The following is a 20,740-nucleotide window of genomic DNA, read 5'->3' as shown; positions in this document are numbered from 1 at the left end:
TGTTGGGAACAGGATAGGCCAAGTCAAATACATTTCAAGCTTAAAATTTCAAGCATGAAATATTTTCGCTCTCCCTTGATATACCCACCTGAACCCAGAGCCAGATCAGACACTGTGAAAACCGGGATTCAGGCATGTTTACAATGAGGTAGATGACACGCTGGCCCCTCCGCAGACATACAATGTCTGCCCGGTGACAAATCCGTTTTCCGGGTCGCAAAAGTAAAGGAATGCATTTGAAATATCACGTGTTGTGCCCAACCGGCCCACGGGAATCCGATCGGCCAATGCCGTCTCGCGTTTCGACCCTTTGGGAATGATGCCCCAGAAATTATCGGTTTGCACCGGGCCGGGTGCTACAACATTAACGGTTATTCCATGTGGGGCCAGCTCAAGCGCCCAGGTCCGCGCCATCCCCACCATCCCCGCCTTGGTCGCGGAATAGGCGGTGCGTGTCGGCACGCCCAGCGCCGCCCGCGACCCGTTGAACAGGATGCGCCCAAACCGACGCGCTTTCATCGCAGGCAAAAACGCCTGCGTCAGGGTCAGGGCCGATCCCAGGTGCAACTGGGTCAAGCCCAATAGGTCATCCGGTTTCGCCTCTTCAATCGGATTGGGCCAGATCAGCCCGGCGTTATGCACGAAATGCGAAACGTCGTGATCGGTTGCGATCTGTTGCGCCACACCGGCAACCGCGTCAGTATCCAACAGATCCGCTTTGACCGTATGGAACTGCGAATGCGTGAACCCCTGGGGCGCATTGCGCGCGATGGAGATCACGGTATAGCCCTTCTCCAGCAGGCGTTGCGCCAGATCCAGACCAATCCCCTTGGAGGCACCGGTAATGACCGCTGTGTAACTCATGTGTTCTCCACCATGGCCAGCACACGCAGGGGGCTGCCGGTGCCGTTTTTGATTTTCAATGGTGCAGCCATCAGCACGGCACCCGTCGCGGGCAATTGATCCAGATTGGCCAGACATTGCAGACCGTATTTCCCTGCCCCATGCAGGATGTAGTGCGCCGGATATGGCGGCGTATAATGTGCGCCCTGCCCCGCATCCGTACCAACAGTTTCGGTGCCAAACCCGCGAATATCACGCTGTTCCACCAGCATCCGGATCGCGTCGGGCGTTGGCCCCGGAGAATGCGCCCCGTCATCGCGCATGTTCAGATACGCGGCCCCGCGCCGTTTCGACCAGTCGGTGCGCATCAAAACCCAGGCCCCTGCCGGGATTTGCCCGTGCTCCGACTCCCAGGCTTCGATCACCGCAGGTGTCAGCTCAAAATCTTCATCCTCTGCGGCACCCTCAGAGCAATCAATCACCACCACCGAGCCGACAAAGGCAGCGGGGTCAATTTCATCCACCGCGCCATTTGGGACATCACGACCGGATATCCAGTGAACCGGCGCGTCAAAATGGGTGCCGGTATGCTCTGACATCGAAATATTATGCCACTTCCATGCAGGCCCGCGATGATCATAGGCACTGACCTCCTCCATCCGAAATCGGGCGCATTGGCCAAATTCGGGCGGCAGGATGATCACCGGGAAGTCCGGGTCCAACGTGTGGGTCAGGTCGATCACGCGCACATCACCCGAGGTCAGTTTCACAGCCAGATCGCTTAGGGTGCTCATTCCGGACCTCCCATGGTCATTTCCCGTTCCAGAACCTTTGCACCCGCTCTGAATCGTTCGATCAATTCCTTAGCCACATCACCGCACCAAACATCCTCCAACCCATCGCGCAACCCCTGCACCACGGATCGCGCAATGCCATCGGGCAGCACCTTTGGTGGCGGCAGTGGTTGGTGCCAATCATCTTCGGTCGGGCCGACAAACACGGTCATCAACCGCAATCCAGAACGACGGAATTCGCCCCGCAATGTCTGCGACAGGTTCAGCGCTGCCGCATTGGACGCAGAGAAACAGCCGAAATCTGGCGTCGGCATGATTGCGTGAGCCGACAGAATGTTAACCCATGCCACCGCCGAATTTACGCCATCAGCCGTTCGGTCACACATGCCGGGACCAAAGGCCTGCGCCAGCCGCATGAGGCCAAGGTAATTCACTTCCATCTCGTCACGGGCAAAGGCGGTGTCTCCACGGCCCATCACGCCTCCTGGGCGAATGAAACGGGCGTTGTTGATCAGGATATCGGTCTTGCCCCCGATCTCACCGGCCAGCTCCACGACCGACGCCGTATCGGTCACGTCCAACGGCAGGATTTCAACACCCTCCAGCGCCGCGCGGTTCGGATTGGGTCGCCAGCGTTCGCTTTCCCCGACAAAAATCATGCTGGCCCCGGCCCGTTGCAGCGCCTTGACCAGCGCCGGTGTATTCGGGTTGCGCCCGTCGGTGATCAACACCCGACGGTGTTTGGGATCGCTGCCCAGCGCGCGCAGTTGCGGGTCGTCTTCCATATTGGGTGTCCTTTCTTCTGGCACCGCCAGAATTACCCCCTGCCCCGACCGGTCCAGGCGGTTCCACAACCGCACCCGCGACCGGGGCACCACATCACCATGCACGTGGCAAATGATCACCGGCCCCGCATCTAACCGCACCGATCCCGTGCGCCATGGCGCGCGTTCGCGGAAATAGAGGTTGGTCGAGGTGCGAATGGTGGTCTCTGCAAGCAGCTCTCCTTCGGGCGCGGTGTCGCGCCAGGGCAGGTCCGTGCCGAGACACTGGCAACAGGCATCACGCGGCGGGTATTGCACCGCGCCACATTCGGCGCAGTGCTGCAACATGAACCGCCCCTCGGCAGCTGCTGCGCTCAGCCCCATAGCGGCGCGCGACCGCATCTCTGGCGGGCGGGTCGGGCTGAGCGTGCGTTTCTGCGGGTTCTTCTTTGGCGGAGGTGTCAGAGGCGTTGTCATGCCGCGCCCTCCAGAATGGCGGCGCTGGAACAGACACCCCGATCATAGTTGATCATGCCAAAGCCAGACACCAATGCCCGTTTCGCGCCCTTGACCTGTGTCGGCCCTGCCCTTCCTGTCACCTGACGGATCGCTTCGACCAGCCCGATGAAACCGCCCGCCGCCCCGGCCTGACCGGCAGACAGCTGCCCGCCAGAGGTGTTATGCGGGAAATCCCCGGTGATGGTCATATCCTTGTCCTTCAGAAAATCCGGCCCTTCGCCCTTGGCGCAAAATCCAAGGTCCTCGATCTGCAACATCGAGATCACCGGATAATCATCATAAGTCTGCACCAGATCCATCTGATCCGGCCCGCTGTTGGCCATGGAATAGAGTTCATCAATGTCCAGCGTCCAACCGCCGCGCAATTGGATCGGGTCGTCTGCATGGGCGTTGTGACGTTCGATGGCACCGGCAATGCGGGCATATGGCAGGTTTCTCCGCTCGGCCTCTTCCACCGTCATGACCAGAAATGCCTCGCCGCCCGCACAGGGCATGACACAGTCAAACAGCGCAATAGGATCGGCGATGGGTCGCGCGTCCAGGTATTGATCCAGCGTCAGCGGTTTCTTCATCACCGCGCCCGGATTGTGCAGCGCATTGGCCCGCTGTGCCACGGCAATCCGTCCGAAATCGGCCCGCGTCGCGCCGTATTCCTGTATGTAGCGGTCGGTCAACAAGGCGAAATTCGCATTCGGGCCGCCATAGCCATAAGGGTATGAGGCATCCATCGCGAACCGGCTGAACGACGATAACAGCGAGCGGAAACTGTCGATATGGTTGGTGTCCCCCGCCACGCAGGCCACGATATCCGCATCCCCTGCCTGCACCGCGCGCGCCGCCCGGCGCAATGCCACCACGCCCGAGGCCCCGCCCATCGGGATATGATCCAGCCAACGTGGACACAGGCCCAGATGCTGGGTCAACCCCACCGCCGTGTCGGGAAACAGCGTAAAAGACGCCGCGCAAAACCCGTCCAGATCGGCAGGTTTCAAACCCGCCGCCTGCAATGATCCGCGCAGCGCACGCGCGATCCACCAATGGGCAGTTTCGATAGAATACCGCTGGTACGGCGTCGAAAAAGGCGCGACCAGGGCCACGCCGTCATAGGATTGGCGGGGTCTCATGCGACGACCTGCCTTTTCTTGAGATGGGTGAGTGTCACTGTGGCTGTATCGTCGCGCAATTGCAAAGCCAGCTCCTTCAGCGCCTTGCGTTGAATCTTGTGGGTGGCGGTCAGTGGCAGCTGATCGACAAAGGCGATGAACCCCGGCACCTTGTAATAGGCCATTTGGCCCAGCGCCCATTTGGTGATGGCCTGCGCGGTTTCAGGCGTGGGGTCATCGACGGAGAGACAGGCAAAGACCTCATCCCCCCGGATTGGATCCGGCACAGCCGCGACGCCCGCCGCACGAACCTGCGGATGGCGCATCAGGATCGATTCCACTTCGACAGCAGCGATGTTTTCACCCGACCTGCGGATCACATTCTTGCGCCGGTCGACAAAGAACATGTTGCCCCCCTCGCCCCTGCGCACGATATCCCCGGTGTGAAACCATCCTCCCTCCCAGGCCTCGGCAGTGGCCGACGGGTTCTTGTAGTATTCGCTGAAAAACCCAAGGCGCGGCTGATCGCCTTTGCGCCGCACCAACAACTCTCCCGGCGCGCCCTCAGGCACATCCCGTCCATCTTCGTCGATCAATCGGACGTCCAGCCAGTCAGGCACGCGACCCAAAGCGGACCGCCCGATCAACCGATCCAATTCATGCGCAGAAATCACCGCGCCAGCCCCGGTTTCGGTCATCGCCCAGGCCTCCATCAAAGGAAAACCAAACCGGTCCTCGAACGCGGCCTGTAACTTGGGATCAACGCCTGCGCCAAAGCCAAACCGCACCCTATGCGCCCGATCCTGCAGAGCGGGCGCCGCCCCCATCAACATCGACGGCATCACGCCCAGGTAGTGCAGACAGGTGGCACCACTGTCAGCCACATCCTGCCACCAGGTCGAAGGGTGAAACCGGTCCAATGCGGTCAGGCATCCCCCCACACTCAGCATGGCCATAAAAGAATAAGCCATTGCGTTCATGTGAAAAATAGGAAGAGGGGTAATCATACGTTCCCCGTCAGTTGACAGAGATACGATCCCGCCCAGCGATGTGTACCAGCGAGCGACCTCGAGAAAATAAGAATTGGACAGCACACAGCCTTTTGGGTTTCCGGTCGTGCCCGAGGTATAAAGCACCGCCGCTTCGCGAGACATGTCGTCCCCTGTCAACGTCGCAACCGTCGCCTTCCGGCGCGGCCGAGGCAACCGGTCATCTGGCGTCACCGCCTGAACGGACACCTCTGCCGCGTCCGCGGCCACCTGAAGCTCGGCCACACGCGGCGCAATGGTGACAATCAACGCCGGTTCCGCGTGGGCGATCAGGTACTCCAGCTCGGCCACACGTAAGTCCGGGTTTATTGGCACGATCGACGCACCTAACCGGTTCAATGCCAGCCAGAGCAAGAAGAATTCCGGCCTGTTTTCCAGCAACACCGCGACCCGCATACCCGACGTGTATCCCGCAGATTGCAGGCGCTCCGCCCAATGGTCCACACGTGTCAACGCATTAGAGAAACTAATCTGCCCAGGATCAATATCATAGACCTGCGCCACGGATGGCAGAACATTCAGCAAAGGACGACCCGGCCACTGGCCTGCTGCGTTCTGCAACGCCCTGTAAACATTCGGTGCTTCTGATGGCATCATGGCAAAAGCTGAATGTTGCCAAAGGCAGCATCGGAATTCAAAAGATCCACCCGCTTGTTTGCGATCCTCAGCCGGCCATCGACCAACTTCAGTTCGTGCGTGGCGGTCAGCGCCAACAGGAATTGTTCGTCCAGCCGGGTTTCTACATAATGCATTGACGTGTTGGTCACGAAATGCCCGGCCTCGACGTCGAACTCATCGACAAATGGACGTTGGATCACATGATGACAGCGGCTTTTGGGTTTCTGGCTGAATGTGCGTTCCCCGTTCAGCCGTTCAACCCGCAGTCGCAGCATGAAATTGTCCTCATACAGCAGCGAAGTCACCAGATGCGGGTCGGCCTGTTTGTAATCCAATGGCATCCAGTAATGCCCGTCCTCCAGCCACAGGTCCAACCATTCGGAATACCGCCCCTCGTCCAGCATTCGCGCCTCGGTGTAGATGAAGTCGATGATATCGTCGCGCGTGATGCTCATTCCGCGGCCTCCGAATTGGGCATGGACATGGTCATGAAGCGGCTCCAGGCATCGAATTGATTGCGCATCTGGCGTTCGGTGGTGCCGTTTTCCACCGCTTCGACGCTCATATCCTCTTCACCCTCATAAAGCCGCTGGATGTTGATCCAGTCCGAGCCTTGCGAATGCAGCCCCTCCTGGGCACGTTCATACATTTCCAGATCGTCATGCCCCACAATCGACGTCGGCGCGTTGATCATGCGGTTGTACATCGCGGTGCGCGCCAGCAGTTGATCGGGCGCGCCGACCAGGCGATAGATATAGCTTTCCACCAATGTCTTGTCCGGTCCCATCGGGATGAAGTTGCGCAGTTGCTGGATCGGCCCCTTGATCATGATGTTGGGGAAGTAGACCGTGTTGTGACGGTTTTCGCCCAGGATTTCCGCCGCCTTTTCAGAACCATAGGTTTCATTCATCGCGTCGTGATAACCTGGGATGGCGCTGTAATCGGAATGGATTGAGTGATGTACCCCGGTGTGACCATGACCATTGGGCCAGGTGCGGATGCCCATATCCTCAAAGAACTCATAAGGGCTCATGAAGGGGGCGATGATCTCCATCGCGACGGGTTTGGGTTTGTCCTCGGGCCAATTCGCCGCGTCGAACAACTTCACCGCAGTGCCCGCGCTGCTTTCATGCGCCACCATCGGATGGCAGGTGTCGGTCTGATTATCGACCAGCATCTTCCAGTTGCATTGATGCATATAGCGCAGCGGCGGCCCGGCGACCTCCAGCCGACCGTCGGGGCTGCGGTCCACCATATTGTCGAGCGAGCTGAGGCTGTCGCCAAAGAACGCCTCGAACGAAATCCCCTCAACCGCCAGCCGGGCAAAGACAAAGCCCCGGTGATTGTGCACCGCGCCCACTGGCTGCATGCCTTTGGCGCTTTCGCTGTCGTTGAATTCTGTCTGGGCATAGCCCTTCTTTAGCGGGATCGCCAACAGGCAGCCGTTGGTCTTGAAGCTCCACGCATGATAGGGGCAGCGAAAGAACTTGCCCGTATTGCCGCTGCGATCAATGGCAATCTTGGTGCCCTTGTGGGGGCAGCGATTATAGAGAACATGGATTTCATTGTCCGAATGACGCACCATGATCACAGGCTGATCACCGACCTGAGTGGTAAAGTAGTCCCCCTTGGTCGGGGTCTGGCTGTCGTGACCGACAAAAACCCACGTACTTGAAAACAGGTGACGCATCTCCAACTGATAAATTTCTGCGTCGATATAGGTATCCTTGTGCACCTGATGTGGCTGTACCAACGCGGCCACAGCGGCAGGGTTATCGCTGTATTTTCCCATATGTGCCTCTCCCATAATAATCGTGTGGATCGCGTGCTTTCTAGAGATCCAGAACCAAGCGCGCCGATTTGGCCCGGCTGACGCAGATCTGCATGACATTTCCGGCGGCCCGTTCCGCATCGGACAGAACCACGTCGCGATGATCCGGCTCCCCTTCCAGGACGTCGGTCTGACAAATCCCGCAATCGCCACGCTGACAGTCGAATATCACGTCAACGCCCGCCTCTTCGAGCACATCAACAATGGTTTTGTCAGCTGGGATGTCAAAGACCTGGCCCGTGCTGGAAATCTCGACTTCGAACGGCTGATCCCCGGATTGTGCCTGCGGTGTGGTGAACAATTCAAAATGCACATGGTCACCGGGAATTCCCAAAGTTTCACATTGTGCACGCACCGCGTCGATCATGCCCTTGGGGCCGCAACAATATACATGCGCCCCCTGTGGAGCCGATCCAATCACTCGCCCCAGATCAATCGGCGTGCAATCATCATGCCACTGTTGCAATTGCGCGCCAAACCGATCCCGCAGGACGTCCCCAAAGGCCGAGACCGCTGCACTTCGGGTCGCATAGTGCAGCGAGAATTCGGTCCCACGCCGGGTCAGTTCGGCCGCAAAGGAAATGATGGGCGTGACCCCGATCCCCCCCGCCAATAGCACCGCCGGAGCATCCCCGTCGTGAAGTGCGAAATCGTTCTTGGGCAAACTGACAGACACCTGCGCCCCAAGGGTAAGCGCATGCATCGCCACAGATCCGCCCTGCCCCTTGTCTTCGCGCTGAACGGCCACACTGTAGGTGTCTGGGCCCCCGGATGGCGCAACGAAATCGATCAATGAATAGGATCGCAATCCGGGTGCGCCCATATCGAAATCCACATGTGCGCCTGCGGCGTAGCCTGACAGCTCTTCGCCATCCGCCGGCGCAAAGCGAAACAGGGAAATAGAGTCCGTCACAGGTGTCTTGTCGAGCAAAGTCAGTTTCAGTGTCACGATGCGCTCCCTTTCCAGTTAATATGAATTTTCATATTAACTGCGTCAAGCATCAATATGGCACCTCTGCGCAATCCGTTGAAATAGACCCGCTGTATCTTGGGGCGCTGCCCCTCTGGGGCCTGAAGGCCCCATTCACCCCGAGGTATTTTTTACCAGAAAGAAACCCCAGCGGTGCCAGTCAGAACGGGTTTTGACGAATATTCCCAAGGATTTGCATCAAGATCCGCATGAGATGGGCACGGTCTTCGGGGCTGACCTCCTTGAGCAAGGCCTCGTTGGCATCGGTCATCACCGGCCAGATGCGGTCATAGAATTCGTGGCCGACATCTGTCAGGCGAATCACGCGGACACGCTGGTCCTTGTCACTGATCTCGCGCGCGATCAGGCCTTCGCCCTCCATTTTGTCCAGGGTGCGGCTCATGGTGGGTTGTTCCGCAATGGCGTGCACACAGAGTTCGTTCACCGTGAGTTCACCATAGATTTTGAGCGACACCACGGTGCGCATGGTGATCGTGGTGACACCTTTTTGTTTCAACTCGCCCTGAAGCGTTTGATTATAGCGATGGATGATGCGGTTCAGCAGATAGGAGGCCAATTGCCCGAGACGTTCGGGCCGGTCGGGCGCGCCTGGAACATCGCGTGTTTCGGACATGTCATTCCCCTCAGTTCAGATCTGTAGAACCGCCCTATTACAGAAAGGACGGCAGAAACAACACCAGCCCCGGGATCGCCAACAGCAGCAGCAGACGAAGAATATCCACAACCCAGAACGGCGTCACACCCCGAAAGATGGTTCCGGTCGAGACATCTCCGACGACACCTTTGAGAATGAACACATTCAACCCCACAGGCGGCGTGATCAGGCTGATCTCGGTCACGACCACAACAATGATCCCGAACCAGACGGGGTCAAATCCCAATCCAGTCACCAGCGGAAAGAAAATTGGCACGGTGAGCAACAGCATCGAAAGGCTTTCAAACACACAGCCAAGCACCACATAGATCAGGACAATCATCGCCATGACCATCCAAGGGCTGAGCCCCATCGACGTCACCCCGCCTTGCAGTGCCTCGGGCAGGCCCGCGATATTGACGAAATTCGAAAACACCCAGGCCCCGATCAGCACCGAAAACAGCGAGGCGGTGGTCGTTGCGGTTTCCGACAGCACCTCGCGCAGGGCCGCAAAACTCAGGCTTCCTCGCGCCAGCGCAATCAGAAAGGCACCCGCCGCGCCCATCCCGGCGGCCTCGGTCGGGGAAAATGCCAGGTGCAGCGGCCAGAAATCCAGCGCCCCGTACAGCCCACCGATCACCAGGCCGAACAGCAGCAGCACCGCCCAGACACCCTTTAGCGCTGTGATGCGACCGGCCCAATCGGTGCGCGGTCCTGCCGGCCCGGCGTCAGGATTGCGCGCCACGGTGAACCGCACCGCCAGCAGATAGAACAGGATCCCCATGATCCCCGGAACAATACCCGCGATGAACAGCTTGCCGATCGAAGTTTCTGTCAGCAGGCCATAGATCACCAGAATGACCGACGGCGGGATCAGAATGCCCAGCGTGCCCCCCGCCGCAATCGACGCGGTCGACAGGCTGTCCGCATAGCCGTATTTGCGCATCTCGGGCATCGCGACCTTGGACATGGTCGCCGCCGTCGCCAACGAAGAGCCGCAGATCGCTGCAAACCCTCCACAGGCCACCACCGTGGCCATCGCCAGCCCGCCGCGCAAGTGTCCCAGAAAGGCGTTCGACACCTGATAAAGCTCGCGGCTGATACCGCTTTTGTTCACCAGTAGCCCCATCAGCACGAACAACGGCACCACCGACAGGCCATAGTCCTGACTGGTGTCGATGATCAGCCGTCCCACCATCGAAATCGCCCCGCGATAGGAGGTTTCGATCATATAGCCCACCATGCCGACCAGCCCCATGGCGAATGCAATCGGCATGCGCAGCAGGACCAGCACCAGAACGGCAGCAAACCCGATCAGAGATTCAGTCATGTCGCACCATTTGTTCTGGATCCCGTCCCAAGGCCAGCGCACCGCCACGTAAAATCAGCGCCGCCGCGGTCACAAAGGCGGAAATCGCTATGAACCAGCCGATGTAATAGGTTGGAATATTGAGGTATTCAGTTTGATCGCCATAGCTGCGCGCCCGTTCGGCCAGATCAATCATCCGGTTCGCCGGCCAAAAAAGCATCCCCCCACACATCAGGCTGATCGCAACATCGCGGGCCCGCTCCAACCGGAACCGGGCAAACAGCCCATCCAGCAGGTCAACAGCAATATGATGGCCCTGAAATGAAATCATCGGCAGTGCCGAGAAAACGATCAACGCCATTAACAGGCGGGTCAGCTCGGTCGCGGCCTCGATCGGTGCATTGAACGCAGACCGCAGGATCACGTCCGCAAACGTCATCGCCATCAGCAGGAATAATGCCAGCGACGCCAGCGCCACGGGCAAACGAAACACCAGGTTCAAAATTCGGGGCATGCGAAATCCGGTCCAAAGATGGCCCGGATCAGATCCGGGCCGTTCCGTTCGATTCAATTGGCAGCCATGTCCTGGATGACCATTGCGCGGGCGGCTTCGGCGTCAACACCGGCCTCGGCGAGCTCGGCGAGAATTTTAGCCTGAATCCGGGTCGCCATTTCCGCAAATGCCGCCTGATCCTCGGCCGAGGCTGTCACGATCCTGTTGTCTGGCGTGGCTTCGGTCGCAGCGCGCGCCTTGGCGTCATGGCTGTCCCAGACTGCGCCCATCATGCGGCTGGCCGGCTCGCCAAATACGTTGTCGTCCAGCGCCTTTTGAACGTCGGCGGGAAGCGAATCAAATTTTTCCTGGCTCATCAGCACGGCGAATGATCCACGATAAAAGCCACCGGGCATTTCATAGACGTTCTTAGCTACTTCGTTGAGCTTGAAACCGGTGCGTTCCCCGATGTTCATGGCAACAGCATCTGCGGCACCCGACGACAGGGTCTCGTACACCTTTGGGGCAGGCACCTGAATGCCGATCAGGCCCAACTCGGCTCCGACATCTGCTGAAACACCGCCGCCCAAACGGGTTTTCAACCCTTGCAGGTCGGCCAGGGATTCGACGGTTTTGTTCGAATGTATCTGACCGGGCCCATGGGTGTTCAACGCAACCAACTTGACCCCACGGTGTTCGTTCAACTGCGCCAAATGCGCCTCGTGCACACGCCAATAGGCGACTGATGCTGCTTCGGCGTTGCCTTCATACCCCGGAATTTCGATCAGCTTGGTGCCGACAAAGCGGCCCGGCTGATAGCCGTGAAAAATGATGGTCATATCGGCCGCGCCGTCCATCACCAGATCCATCTGCGCCGGTGGAGGAGCCAGACCGTGTTTCAACTCGCCAGTGATCTCCCCACCTGTTGCTTCGCCCATCATGTCGATGAGCCCCTGCAACATTTGCGTATTGATGGGATGGGTTGGTGGCAACCAGGTCGAAACCGTCACCTTGGTTTCGGCCGCAAGGCTGCCCACGGCTGCGCCCACGGCAATCACCGTGCTGGCCAGAAGCTTGGCAAATTTGTTCATGTCATACCTCCCAAAAGGTCCAAGTCGTCCCGGTTTTCCGAGAACATTCAAAATTGTATAATTTTTCATATATATTTTTCTCCCGTGCTTGGGAACATTTTTCTTTGCTCCAAGGGGGGCGAATTAGAAAAGAACGGATTAACAGAGCGCTAACAGTAAAAGCTCTTGTGACGCTCCCGCAAACGGAACAGGTCGGCCCCGTTGCAAAGCAAATCACCAAAAACCGTTCTTAAACTTCTGGCCAGTTCACCTTCAGCGAAACAGGGCTGGGTATGGGAGCGACGGCGCAGGGACGTCGCAAATTTCAGTCAGTGGATAATTTGGATTTTCGTTGTTGTTCCTGTATGTAAAAGCACATTCCTCCTGTGATTAACCTGTGGATTACTTGTGATCAAAAGCTCAAAGATCACCCATTGCGCTCGCGGTCTGACCCTACGCCCCAGGTGACTGAATATCATTGGTCGACGCGCAAACGCCGTAGAAAGGATCAACCGCTCTCTGTGGATAAATTCAATGCGCCCTTGGAAAAACACAGGAAACGCCAAAGGATCACGTCCGCACCCGCAAATTGCAAAAATATCAATAAAAGAATACTTTCATACCTAACTAAGCGACCATCTCTCAAATAAAGCAGAGTTTTGATTATCGTCACACGGATAGGCACCCGCTCAATACTCTGCATTTCAGAAGGCGAGCCTGAACATTTGTTGGGGATAACCTGCGGATCCCCGACATCTGCAAGCGGTAGCGCACCTAGACGCCCAGATGATCCCAAGATCGTAAATTTTTGGACAAGATCGACCAGAAAGGCTGAACTGGGCGCACGCGGCCCGCAAGCCGCCTAGCCTGCATTCCGAAGATAGTCGACAACCGACGCCCGGACCGATTGTTCGCCCCTGTTCCTGGCCTCGCCGATGACACGTCGGACTTCGTCCAGGTTAGAGCGCAAAAGCAAAGACTTAACAGGTCCAATTGACGCCGGGCGCATGGAAAGACTGCGAATGCCAATGGCAGCCAGACAGAGGGCTTCGATCGGTCGGCCTGCATCCTCGCCACAAAAACTCAACGGCGTCCCAGTTGCATTGCAGCGCTCTACGATCCGTTCGATAAAGGTCAGGAAACTTACGTTCAACGTGTCATAGCGTCGGCGCACACGTTCATTTTCACGGTCAGCGGCAAAGAAGAATTGTTTTAAATCATTGCCCCCGATCGACAGGAACCCAACCTCTTCAAAAAACTTCTGCGGAGCAAAAGCCAAGGATGGGGTCTCTAGCATTGCCCCAATTTCCAGACTTTCCGGCAGCGGGTGTCCCAGGATGCGTTCCCGCTCCAGGCTTTTGTCGACCTCGGCTTTGGCTGCGCGGTACTCTTCGAACTGAGCGACAAAGGGAAACATAATGGTCAATGGCCGCCCATTGGCTGCCCGCATCAGCGCCTGCAACTGCATCCGCATCACGCCAGGTTTGTCCAGACCGACACGAATGGCCCGCCAGCCCAATGCTGGGTTCGGTTCATCTGTCGCCTTCATATAGGGCAACACCTTGTCCGACCCGATATCCAGCGTACGAAACACCACCCGCTTGCCATGTGCCGCATCCAGAACCCGGGCATAAAGCGCGACCAGTTCCGAACGTTTGGGCATCTTGTTACGGACCAGAAATTGCAGTTCGGTTCGAAACAACCCCACCCCTTCGGCACCAGAACTGTCCAGCGACGGCAGGTCCGCCATCAGACCTGCGTTCATGACCAGATTCACCCTTTTCCCGTCCAGGGTTACAGCAGGTTTTTCGCGGATCGACCCATAGCGCTCCTGGGCTTGGGCCTGCATCGCGATTTTGTCCCGAAAGGCTTTAACGACGGTTTCATCGGGGCGCAGATGCACCACGCCCTGATCGCCATCCACCATGATGTGGTCGCCGTTCAAGGCCTCGGTTGTGATCCGTTCGGCATGAACGACCAAGGGAATAGCCAGAGCCCGCGCCACGATTGCGGCATGTGACCCGACCGAGCCTTCTTCGAGCACGATCCCCTTGAGCGACCGCCCGTATTCCAAAAGATCCCCTGGACCAATGTTGCGAGCAATCAGAATGGGATCCGGCGGCAGCTCAGCACCGGCAGTCGCCCCCTGACCGGTCAGGATCCGCAGCAAACGATTGGACAAATCATCCAGATCTGCCAGACGTTCCCGAAGGTAGGAATCCGTGACCTGGCTCATCCGGGCACGGGCTTGGGATTGTTCCTTTTCCACCGCGGCTTCGGCGCTGAGTCCGCGGGAAATATCCTCTTCCATGCGTCTCAGCCAACCTTTGGAATTGGCAAACATGCGATAGGCTTCAAGAACTTGAAGCTGCTCCTTGTCCCCGTTCTGGGACATCTCCAACATCTTGTCGACACCGACACGCAGCTGTTCGATCGCCGTGTCGAGCCGTTCACGTTCCTTGTCGGGGTCGTCCGCAATCGGATTGGTGACAACGACGCGAGGTTCATGCAACCAGACGTGGCCTTCGGCTGCGCCTTCCTGGGCTGTGCCCCCACGCAGCAGGACAGATTGCTGGTGCAGCGGCGACAGGGCCGCGCCTTCTCCGACAAAGGCACCAAGCTCGGTCATTTCGGCAATAACCATGGCCACCACTTCGAGACCATAGACTTCGTCAGCAGAGTACACACGGGCATCGCGGCTTTGGACCACCAGAACACCCAGCGTTTCGCCCAGTCTCTGGATTGGAATCCCGAGGAACGAAGAATATTTTTCTTCCCCGGTTTCCGGCATGAACCGGAATCCTTTTGCAGATGGCGCATCCGGCGTGTTGATGACCTTCTGGTATTTCGCGACCCGGCCAACCAGCCCTTCGCCCAAACGCAAACGGGTCTGGTGCACCGACTCGGCAGCAAGACCTTCGGTGGCGCAAAGTTCCAGCGTTTCGTGATCGCGGAACAAATAGACCGAACACACTTCGGCCCCCATGCTGTCAGCGATCAGATGGGTAATACTGTCCAGCCGCGCCTGACCCGCTTCGTCGCTGGCCATGGCTTCGCGCAGCCGCCGCAACAGTTTGCGGCTCTCGGTCTCGGTACTGTCAACCATGGGCCCTGTCCACGCGGTTCCGGTGTCAGGCGTCCCAAAGGAAATCAGGCCGCCTTGTCCAATTCAAACGCATCATGCAGTGCCTGAACCGCAAGTTCCATGTATTTCCGATCAATCAACACGGAAATCTTGATCTCAGAGGTTGTAATGACCTTGATATTGATCCCCTCATCCGAGAGCACCTTGAACATCTTTGCGGCCACGCCAGATTGGCTTCGCATGCCGATTCCCACGACAGAAACCTTTGCGACATTGGTATCGGCGTCCAGTTCCGCATAATTCAGCTCGCCAGCGTCTTTGATTTCCAGCAACGCTTTTTCTGCGCGGGTCACCTGGTCGGTGGGGCACGAGAAGGTCATATCGGTGCGACCCTCTTCCGAAATGTTCTGAACGATCATATCCACGTTCACGCCGCCCTCGGACAGCGCGGTAAAGATGATGGCCGCGATGCCCGGTCGGTCCGCGACCGAGATCAGGGTCATTTGGGCTTCGTCGCGGGAATAGGCCACACCGGCCACAACATTGGATTCCATGATTTCCTCCTCGTCGCAGACCAGAGTTCCGGCCTCGTCCGATTGTTCCTCAAAGCTCGACAAAACGCGCAGCTTTACCTTGTAGCGCATCGCCAGTTCAACCGAGCGGGTCTGCAGCACCTTGGCACCCAAGCTAGCCAGCTCCAGCATTTCTTCAAATGCGATCTTGTCCAGCTTGCGGGCCTTGTCGCAAATCCGAGGATCGGTTGTGTAAACCCCGTCCACGTCGGTGTAGATATCACAGCGTTCGGCACCGAATGCCGCAGCAAAGGCAACCGCCGTTGTGTCGGAGCCGCCACGTCCCAGGGTGGTGATCCGGCCTTCGGGGCTGATACCCTGAAACCCGGCAATCACTGCCACGCGCATGCCTTCGGCAAATTTGGCATTGATGTTTTCCGGGGGGATTTCTTCGATCCGGGCCTGGCTGTGGGCGGATGTGGTGATCAGGGGCACTTGCCATCCCTGCCAACTGCGGGCGGGCACATCCATTTCCTGCAACGTCAATGCCATCAGGCCAGCGGTGACATTTTCGCCTGACGACACAACCGCATCATATTCGCGGGCATCATACAGCGGCGAGGTTTCATTCACCCAGCCCACCAATTCGTTCGTTTTACCGGACATGGCGGACACAATGACGATCACGTCATAGCCTTTGGCAACTTCGACGCCAACGCGTTTGGCCGCGCGGCGAATTCGGTCCAGGTTGGCAACCGACGTGCCACCAAATTTCATCACAAGTGTTGGCATGGGGTCAAAGGTCTCCGCGCCTGAGAATATAGGTTGCGTGCCTCATAAGTCAGGGGGGCAGCAAGAGCAAGTGGACAAAGCCGCCACAGAGCCAGAACCCTTACCCTGCGTCAGCCACGCAACGTTGCTTTACACCTGCGCCCGCGGCTGACACTTTGGGGTGGAATTCAGTTCAATTGCTAGGATATGTCATGCGCTTTCTTGTTGCCGCCCTCGCCCTTGCCGCCACTTCTGCCATGGCAGAAGAGGCAACTCTTGCCGGAACCGACGGCAAGAACGCATTGGGCACCGTCCCCTGCGCATCACAGGGCTCATCCATATCGAAGTGTCACGCAGAACTGCGCCGCCGTAGCGATGGCACCATGACACTGGCCGTTCTGCTGCCCACAGGCGACACCCGCCGGGTTTATTTCAAGGACGGCAAAGCCAGCTCTACAGACTCGACATCGCGCATGTCGACACAGATGCAAGGCGACACCTTGATCATCCATATCGACCCCGGCGAGGTCATCGAAGTCCCTGCCGCGGCCATTGCTGCGCAATAGGTCGACTCAGTACGGGTGGTCCTGTCCATCCCAGGTCTGGAAACACCCGGTGGTGTCCAGAGCAAGCTCTGCAAATCTGTCGACCAGACCACCCGTGGCCTGATCGACCGCTATGTCGGCTGCACCGCCGCCCATATCGGTCTGCACCCAACCGGGGTGGTAGATCCCGACGCTAATCCCATCGGGTTTCAGGTCCGTTGCCAGATTGCGCCCCAGATTCAGCGCCGCCGCCTTGGAGGCGCGATAGATATAGCTCCCGCCGGGTGCCCGTGTATGCGACGCCATCTGCGATGAAATGATTGCCACCTTGCCGCGAGCTACCTTCAGGTTTGGCAACAGCGCCTGAACCGTCAGAAACACTCCGGTGACATTTGCAGCAAAGCTCTGGGCCCACATGTCGGCTGGATAGCCGTCGATGCTCTGTCCTTTATCCAGATAAACACCGGCATTGCAGACCAGCAAATCCACTGGACGACCCTTCAGCATCTCGGCCATCGTTGCCTGCGCGTCCGGATCGGTCACATCCAGCGTCACCGCTTCGCTGCTGTCACGCGCGGTGCCTGTGACCTCATGTCCAGCGTCGCGATACCGCGCGGCCAGGGCCTGTCCGATGCCACGATTGGCACCTGTGATCACAATATGCATGGGTCAGTTCGTCTTTCGGTTAGGCATAAACGGCAAGGGCATCACCGGGACACCCTCTTCGATCAGCGCCTTGGCATCGTCCAGTTTGGCTTCGCCATAAATCGAACGTTCAGGAGAATCGCCCAAATGCATGGCCCGGGCTTCGTTGACAAAATTCTTGCCCACATAATCCGAATTCTCTTCGACCTTGCGACGCATATCGGCCACGGCCTGCTCCGCAGCACTGGCCGGTGCGCTTAGCGGGCCGGCGGGTTTCGCCGGGGTATCTGGTACGGGGGGGGCGGTTGGCGCTGTCCCCTGTCCGGCGTCACCGATCCCGGATGTCGCGGACCGCGCCGGACGAACCCGGGGTGTCATGATCGCCTTTTCCACAGTGCTGGACCCGCAGACAGCACAGGACACCATCCCGGCCTTGGCCAACTTGTCGTAGGCCGCAGCAGATTGGAACCAGCTGTCAAAGCTGTGGCCGTCGGCACATTTCAAAGCATATTGAATCATTGTCAGGCTCACTTACCGGAGTGCCGATTAGATAGCCCGGAGCCGCCGAATTCAAGAGGCTTGCGACAGAGAGGTTACCTCGGGTGCAACGAAGTCTCGCATTATCCGGGCCAGACCCGGATTGTGCACTGCATCCGCCGCGTCATGCTGTCGAAACCAGCGGCGTCGGCGGTACGGTTCCTCGGGAAAATCCGCAGCCATGACATCGACTCGCAAAGGGAACAGATGAACACGAACCTGTTCTTCGCGACCCGCCCGCGATCGAACCCCCAAATAGGATCCGACGTCTTCGCCGGTGAGCGCCCCCCGCACCCCGGCTTCTTCCCAGGCTTCATGCACAGCAGTTGTCATCGGCTCCAACCCGCGTGACGGGTTTCCCTTGGGCGCAATCCAATGGCCTGACTTGCGCGAACTGACCAGCAGGATCTCGACCCCATCGATGCCGCAGCGATAGCACAGGGCCCCATATTGCTCGGGTAATTTCCGTGGCTCTTCTGCCATGATATGCCTCTGTCTACACAGCTTTTATTCTTTGTGTCGCCTCAGTGTGACAGGGACATGAACCCTGCCCCGATTTGGTGTCAGGATTTGCCCAATCTCAGACGCAACCCGTTGACCAATTCGTCGTGGCTGATATCCGCATCAATTGCCAGACGGCGCAACCCGAAATGCACCTGAGCGATCTGCTGGTAATAGTCGGTATAGACATAGTTCACGGCCGCTCCCGACATCGCGCCCAGAACCGGCACAGTCTGGGCCGCCAGCTTTTGCCCCAGAACCACAGCCAATTTCGGAGCCACCGTTGCGATCAGCTTTTTCATCGCGACGCCGCTCAGGCTGACCCGTACAGAGATGAAACCCAGATCGCTCCCGTCATCGTGACTGAGCGGCCCGCCGTCCGCGAACACCCGAACGCAATCGAACTTGACGCTTTCGGCGTCGGGATCAAAACCGTGTTCGGCTGCCACCCCCTGAACCGATCGCATCAACAGCGTGACAGTCGCGGGCAGCTCCACCATCGTGCCCGGCAGCCCGGAAAACCCACCAGCTGCTCCCAGAACCGAACTCATCGCCGTGTTCAGCCAGGCGGGTTGATCGGCTATCACATTGCGGGATTTGCCTGCGGCCTCGACAGCCAGCGTCAGCGCCTGCTCGGTCGCGGTTCCCAATCCCGTACGCACGGAATCAGGCAAACGGTCCAACAGGTTCTCGGCTTGGGTCCCCACCAGGTTGACAATCTTGACACCGGCCCCGCCAGCCGCGCGATAGCGTTGGGCCAGCTGATCCAACGCCTGCTCTGCTTCGGTCCGGTTCAATACCGGGACAGCGTCCAGAATCTCGTTCATATGATTTCCCCGGGCCTTGAATCCACAGATAGTAACATCGGGTCTCGGGCCCGCCGGTTCAAGGCCGTTCCATCGCCTGCCACCGGTTCACCTGCCCACGAACGCCGTCCCAGGCCCCATCACACAAATCAAAACCCAACACCCGATTGGGGTTGGTTGGCGGCGGCATTTCCACCCCCTCCAATTTGGTAAATCCGAACCTTGAGTAATAGGGTTCGTCACCAACCAGCATACAGCGTTTCCAGCCAGTTTCCTGCGCCTTGGCCAGAGAATCCCGGATGAGCGATCCGCCCAACCCCTCGCCTTGGTGCGTGGGGTGGATTGCCACAGGTCCCAATAACAGCGCCGGATGCGGCCCGACCATCACCGGCCAGAACCGGATCGCCCCGGCCAGAATGCCCTGCTCGTCGCGGGCGACCTGGCTGAGGCCTTCGACCTGAGGCACATCATCGCGCAGACGATAAGACGACAATGCCTCGCGGCCAGGAGCAAAGCACAGGTCATACAGTGCTTCGACCTCCCACCAATCGTCGGCCTGTTCCGGTAAGAGCTCGATCACCTTGGTGTCCCGCGCCTTTGTAATTCAAACTGGTGAAATCCGCCCTAACATGTGCGTGCGCCATGGGCAAACCGCGAAGTTTGACTTCCCGGACATTTCCTCTACCCCTTGGGGACACCCGACAGGAGAAATACATGTTCTACCGCCCCGAGGACGGCCACGGCCTGCCCCATAATCCGTTCAATGCCATCATCACCCCGCGACCAATTGGCTGGATCTCGACTCGTTCGGCCGAGGGCGTGAACAATCTGGCACCCTACTCCTTCTTCAACGGCGTGGCCTATACCCCGCCTCAGGTGATGTTCGCGACCACGGGCACCAAGGAAGACCAGGACGGAACCAAGGACAGCGCCGCAAATATCGAGGCCACCGGCGTGTTCTGCGTCAATGTCGTCGAATACGCGATGCGTGACGCAATGAACGCCAGTTCGGGCATCTTGCCGCGCGATGTCGATGAATTCGACCATGCCGGATTAGAGGCCGTAGACTGCCAGACGATCAATTGCGCCCGGGTCGGGGGTGCCCCTGCCGCGTTGGAATGCAAGCTGACCCAGATCGTCACCCTGCCGGGCGCGGCCAATCGCGTGGTGTTTGGGGAAGTGGTGGGCATTCACCTGCGCGACAATTGCATCGTTGATGGCCGGTTCGACGTCACGACGTTTCAGCCCCTGGCCCGCCTGGGCTATCGCGACTACAGCGTTGTGACAGATCTCTTTTCCCTCAGCCGCCCAGACGATTGA

At 58.4% G+C, this 20,740-nt stretch carries 21 protein-coding genes; 2 read left to right on the top strand and 19 right to left on the bottom strand.

Annotated features, from left to right (window positions below):
- Nucleotides 1–138: 138 nt before the first annotated feature.
- The 14 genes from QEZ52_RS06280 to QEZ52_RS06215 all read right to left on the bottom strand — a co-directional run bounded on the left by QEZ52_RS06280 (nt 139) and on the right by QEZ52_RS06215 (nt 16,407).
- Nucleotides 139–864, bottom strand: coding sequence for an SDR family NAD(P)-dependent oxidoreductase (locus tag QEZ52_RS06280; protein WP_406648685.1), 726 nt, complete (start codon nt 862–864; stop codon nt 139–141).
- Entirely contained in the window at nt 861–1,637 is a 777-nt protein-coding gene (locus QEZ52_RS06275; protein ID WP_406648684.1) for a cyclase family protein, read from the bottom strand. Before QEZ52_RS06275 ends, QEZ52_RS06280 begins: the two co-directional genes overlap by 4 nt.
- Complete coding sequence (locus tag QEZ52_RS06270) at nt 1,634–2,878, bottom strand: SDR family NAD(P)-dependent oxidoreductase (RefSeq protein WP_406648683.1); 1,245 nt, start codon at nt 2,876–2,878, stop codon at nt 1,634–1,636. The genes QEZ52_RS06275 and QEZ52_RS06270 overlap by 4 nt, the downstream gene beginning before the upstream one ends.
- Nucleotides 2,875–4,044, bottom strand: coding sequence for a thiolase family protein (locus tag QEZ52_RS06265; RefSeq protein ID WP_406648682.1), 1,170 nt, complete (start codon nt 4,042–4,044; stop codon nt 2,875–2,877). Before QEZ52_RS06265 ends, QEZ52_RS06270 begins: the two co-directional genes overlap by 4 nt.
- Nucleotides 4,041–5,669 carry an AMP-binding protein gene (locus QEZ52_RS06260; protein ID WP_406648680.1) on the bottom strand — a complete coding sequence of 543 codons (1,629 nt, stop codon included), beginning with the start codon at nt 5,667–5,669 and terminating at the stop codon, nt 4,041–4,043. The genes QEZ52_RS06265 and QEZ52_RS06260 overlap by 4 nt, the downstream gene beginning before the upstream one ends.
- Nucleotides 5,666–6,145 carry an aromatic-ring-hydroxylating dioxygenase subunit beta gene (locus QEZ52_RS06255; protein WP_406648679.1) on the bottom strand — a complete coding sequence of 160 codons (480 nt, stop codon included), beginning with the start codon at nt 6,143–6,145 and terminating at the stop codon, nt 5,666–5,668. Before QEZ52_RS06255 ends, QEZ52_RS06260 begins: the two co-directional genes overlap by 4 nt.
- Complete coding sequence (locus QEZ52_RS06250) at nt 6,142–7,482, bottom strand: aromatic ring-hydroxylating dioxygenase subunit alpha (protein WP_406648678.1); 1,341 nt, start codon at nt 7,480–7,482, stop codon at nt 6,142–6,144. The genes QEZ52_RS06255 and QEZ52_RS06250 overlap by 4 nt, the downstream gene beginning before the upstream one ends.
- 40 nt (nt 7,483–7,522) lie before the next feature.
- A complete protein-coding gene (locus QEZ52_RS06245) occupies nt 7,523–8,470 on the bottom strand; it encodes a PDR/VanB family oxidoreductase (RefSeq protein ID WP_406648677.1) in 948 nt (315 codons plus the stop codon).
- Nucleotides 8,471–8,651: 181 nt separating this feature from the next.
- Entirely contained in the window at nt 8,652–9,125 is a 474-nt protein-coding gene (locus tag QEZ52_RS06240) for a MarR family winged helix-turn-helix transcriptional regulator (RefSeq protein ID WP_406648676.1), read from the bottom strand.
- Nucleotides 9,126–9,162: 37 nt separating this feature from the next.
- Complete coding sequence (locus tag QEZ52_RS06235; protein ID WP_406648675.1) at nt 9,163–10,476, bottom strand: TRAP transporter large permease; 1,314 nt, start codon at nt 10,474–10,476, stop codon at nt 9,163–9,165.
- Nucleotides 10,469–10,969, bottom strand: a complete 501-nt coding sequence (locus QEZ52_RS06230; protein WP_406648673.1) for a TRAP transporter small permease — start codon at nt 10,967–10,969, stop codon at nt 10,469–10,471. Before QEZ52_RS06230 ends, QEZ52_RS06235 begins: the two co-directional genes overlap by 8 nt.
- 53 nt (nt 10,970–11,022) lie before the next feature.
- Entirely contained in the window at nt 11,023–12,039 is a 1,017-nt protein-coding gene (locus QEZ52_RS06225; protein ID WP_406648671.1) for a TRAP transporter substrate-binding protein, read from the bottom strand.
- An 841-nt stretch (nt 12,040–12,880) separates the two neighbouring features.
- On the bottom strand, nt 12,881–15,124 hold the full coding sequence (ptsP, locus tag QEZ52_RS06220; RefSeq protein ID WP_406648670.1) for a phosphoenolpyruvate--protein phosphotransferase: 2,244 nt from the start codon (nt 15,122–15,124) through the stop codon (nt 12,881–12,883).
- Nucleotides 15,125–15,168: 44 nt separating this feature from the next.
- Nucleotides 15,169–16,407 (bottom strand): aspartate kinase, encoded by a 1,239-nt coding sequence (locus QEZ52_RS06215; RefSeq protein ID WP_406648668.1) that lies wholly within the window; start codon nt 16,405–16,407, stop codon nt 15,169–15,171.
- A 191-nt stretch (nt 16,408–16,598) separates the two neighbouring features.
- On the opposite strand from QEZ52_RS06215, the gene QEZ52_RS06210 reads away from it, so the two are divergent.
- On the top strand, nt 16,599–16,952 hold the full coding sequence (locus QEZ52_RS06210; protein WP_406648667.1) for a hypothetical protein: 354 nt from the start codon (nt 16,599–16,601) through the stop codon (nt 16,950–16,952).
- 6 nt (nt 16,953–16,958) lie between these two features.
- Here QEZ52_RS06210 and QEZ52_RS06205 read toward each other — a convergent pair whose 3' ends face one another.
- The 5 genes from QEZ52_RS06205 to QEZ52_RS06185 form a co-directional block, all read right to left on the bottom strand.
- A complete protein-coding gene (locus QEZ52_RS06205) occupies nt 16,959–17,597 on the bottom strand; it encodes an SDR family NAD(P)-dependent oxidoreductase (protein ID WP_406648665.1) in 639 nt (212 codons plus the stop codon).
- A 3-nt stretch (nt 17,598–17,600) separates the two neighbouring features.
- A complete protein-coding gene (locus QEZ52_RS06200; protein ID WP_406648662.1) occupies nt 17,601–18,095 on the bottom strand; it encodes a DUF1178 family protein in 495 nt (164 codons plus the stop codon).
- A 51-nt stretch (nt 18,096–18,146) separates the two neighbouring features.
- Nucleotides 18,147–18,596: an NUDIX hydrolase gene (locus QEZ52_RS06195; RefSeq protein ID WP_406648660.1), complete on the bottom strand. Its 450-nt coding sequence runs from the start codon at nt 18,594–18,596 to the stop codon at nt 18,147–18,149.
- 80 nt (nt 18,597–18,676) lie between these two features.
- The gene (locus QEZ52_RS06190; protein WP_406648658.1) at nt 18,677–19,441 is read right to left on the bottom strand and encodes an EcsC family protein; all 765 of its coding nucleotides are present in this window, start codon (nt 19,439–19,441) and stop codon (nt 18,677–18,679) included.
- A gap of 58 nt (nt 19,442–19,499) precedes the next feature.
- Nucleotides 19,500–20,000, bottom strand: a complete 501-nt coding sequence (locus QEZ52_RS06185; protein ID WP_406648657.1) for a GNAT family N-acetyltransferase — start codon at nt 19,998–20,000, stop codon at nt 19,500–19,502.
- A 134-nt stretch (nt 20,001–20,134) separates the two neighbouring features.
- On the opposite strand from QEZ52_RS06185, the gene QEZ52_RS06180 reads away from it, so the two are divergent.
- A complete protein-coding gene (locus QEZ52_RS06180; protein ID WP_406648656.1) occupies nt 20,135–20,740 on the top strand; it encodes a flavin reductase family protein in 606 nt (201 codons plus the stop codon).

Source organism: Aliisedimentitalea scapharcae, assembly GCF_045277565.1.
GTDB lineage: Bacteria > Pseudomonadota > Alphaproteobacteria > Rhodobacterales > Rhodobacteraceae > Aliisedimentitalea > Aliisedimentitalea scapharcae.
This window is presented reverse-complemented; position numbering and strand designations above follow the sequence as displayed.

Bases quoted from the DNA above. Each gene is read 5' to 3' on its own strand.
- QEZ52_RS06280 (WP_406648685.1), bottom strand. From the start codon at position 864: ATGAGTTACACAGCGGTCATTACCGGTGCCTCCAAGGGGATTGGTCTG.
- QEZ52_RS06275 (WP_406648684.1), bottom strand. From the start codon at position 1,637: ATGAGCACCCTAAGCGATCTGGCTGTGAAACTGACCTCGGGTGATGTG.
- QEZ52_RS06270 (WP_406648683.1), bottom strand. From the start codon at position 2,878: ATGACAACGCCTCTGACACCTCCGCCAAAGAAGAACCCGCAGAAACGC.
- QEZ52_RS06265 (WP_406648682.1), bottom strand. From the start codon at position 4,044: ATGAGACCCCGCCAATCCTATGACGGCGTGGCCCTGGTCGCGCCTTTT.
- QEZ52_RS06260 (WP_406648680.1), bottom strand. From the start codon at position 5,669: ATGATGCCATCAGAAGCACCGAATGTTTACAGGGCGTTGCAGAACGCA.
- QEZ52_RS06255 (WP_406648679.1), bottom strand. From the start codon at position 6,145: ATGAGCATCACGCGCGACGATATCATCGACTTCATCTACACCGAGGCG.
- QEZ52_RS06250 (WP_406648678.1), bottom strand. From the start codon at position 7,482: ATGGGAAAATACAGCGATAACCCTGCCGCTGTGGCCGCGTTGGTACAG.
- QEZ52_RS06240 (WP_406648676.1), bottom strand. From the start codon at position 9,125: ATGTCCGAAACACGCGATGTTCCAGGCGCGCCCGACCGGCCCGAACGT.
- QEZ52_RS06235 (WP_406648675.1), bottom strand. From the start codon at position 10,476: ATGACTGAATCTCTGATCGGGTTTGCTGCCGTTCTGGTGCTGGTCCTG.
- QEZ52_RS06230 (WP_406648673.1), bottom strand. From the start codon at position 10,969: ATGCCCCGAATTTTGAACCTGGTGTTTCGTTTGCCCGTGGCGCTGGCG.
- QEZ52_RS06225 (WP_406648671.1), bottom strand. From the start codon at position 12,039: ATGAACAAATTTGCCAAGCTTCTGGCCAGCACGGTGATTGCCGTGGGC.
- ptsP (WP_406648670.1), bottom strand. From the start codon at position 15,124: ATGGTTGACAGTACCGAGACCGAGAGCCGCAAACTGTTGCGGCGGCTG.
- QEZ52_RS06215 (WP_406648668.1), bottom strand. From the start codon at position 16,407: ATGCCAACACTTGTGATGAAATTTGGTGGCACGTCGGTTGCCAACCTG.
- QEZ52_RS06210 (WP_406648667.1), top strand. From the start codon at position 16,599: ATGCGCTTTCTTGTTGCCGCCCTCGCCCTTGCCGCCACTTCTGCCATG.
- QEZ52_RS06205 (WP_406648665.1), bottom strand. From the start codon at position 17,597: ATGCATATTGTGATCACAGGTGCCAATCGTGGCATCGGACAGGCCCTG.
- QEZ52_RS06200 (WP_406648662.1), bottom strand. From the start codon at position 18,095: ATGATTCAATATGCTTTGAAATGTGCCGACGGCCACAGCTTTGACAGC.
- QEZ52_RS06195 (WP_406648660.1), bottom strand. From the start codon at position 18,596: ATGGCAGAAGAGCCACGGAAATTACCCGAGCAATATGGGGCCCTGTGC.
- QEZ52_RS06190 (WP_406648658.1), bottom strand. From the start codon at position 19,441: ATGAACGAGATTCTGGACGCTGTCCCGGTATTGAACCGGACCGAAGCA.
- QEZ52_RS06180 (WP_406648656.1), top strand. From the start codon at position 20,135: ATGTTCTACCGCCCCGAGGACGGCCACGGCCTGCCCCATAATCCGTTC.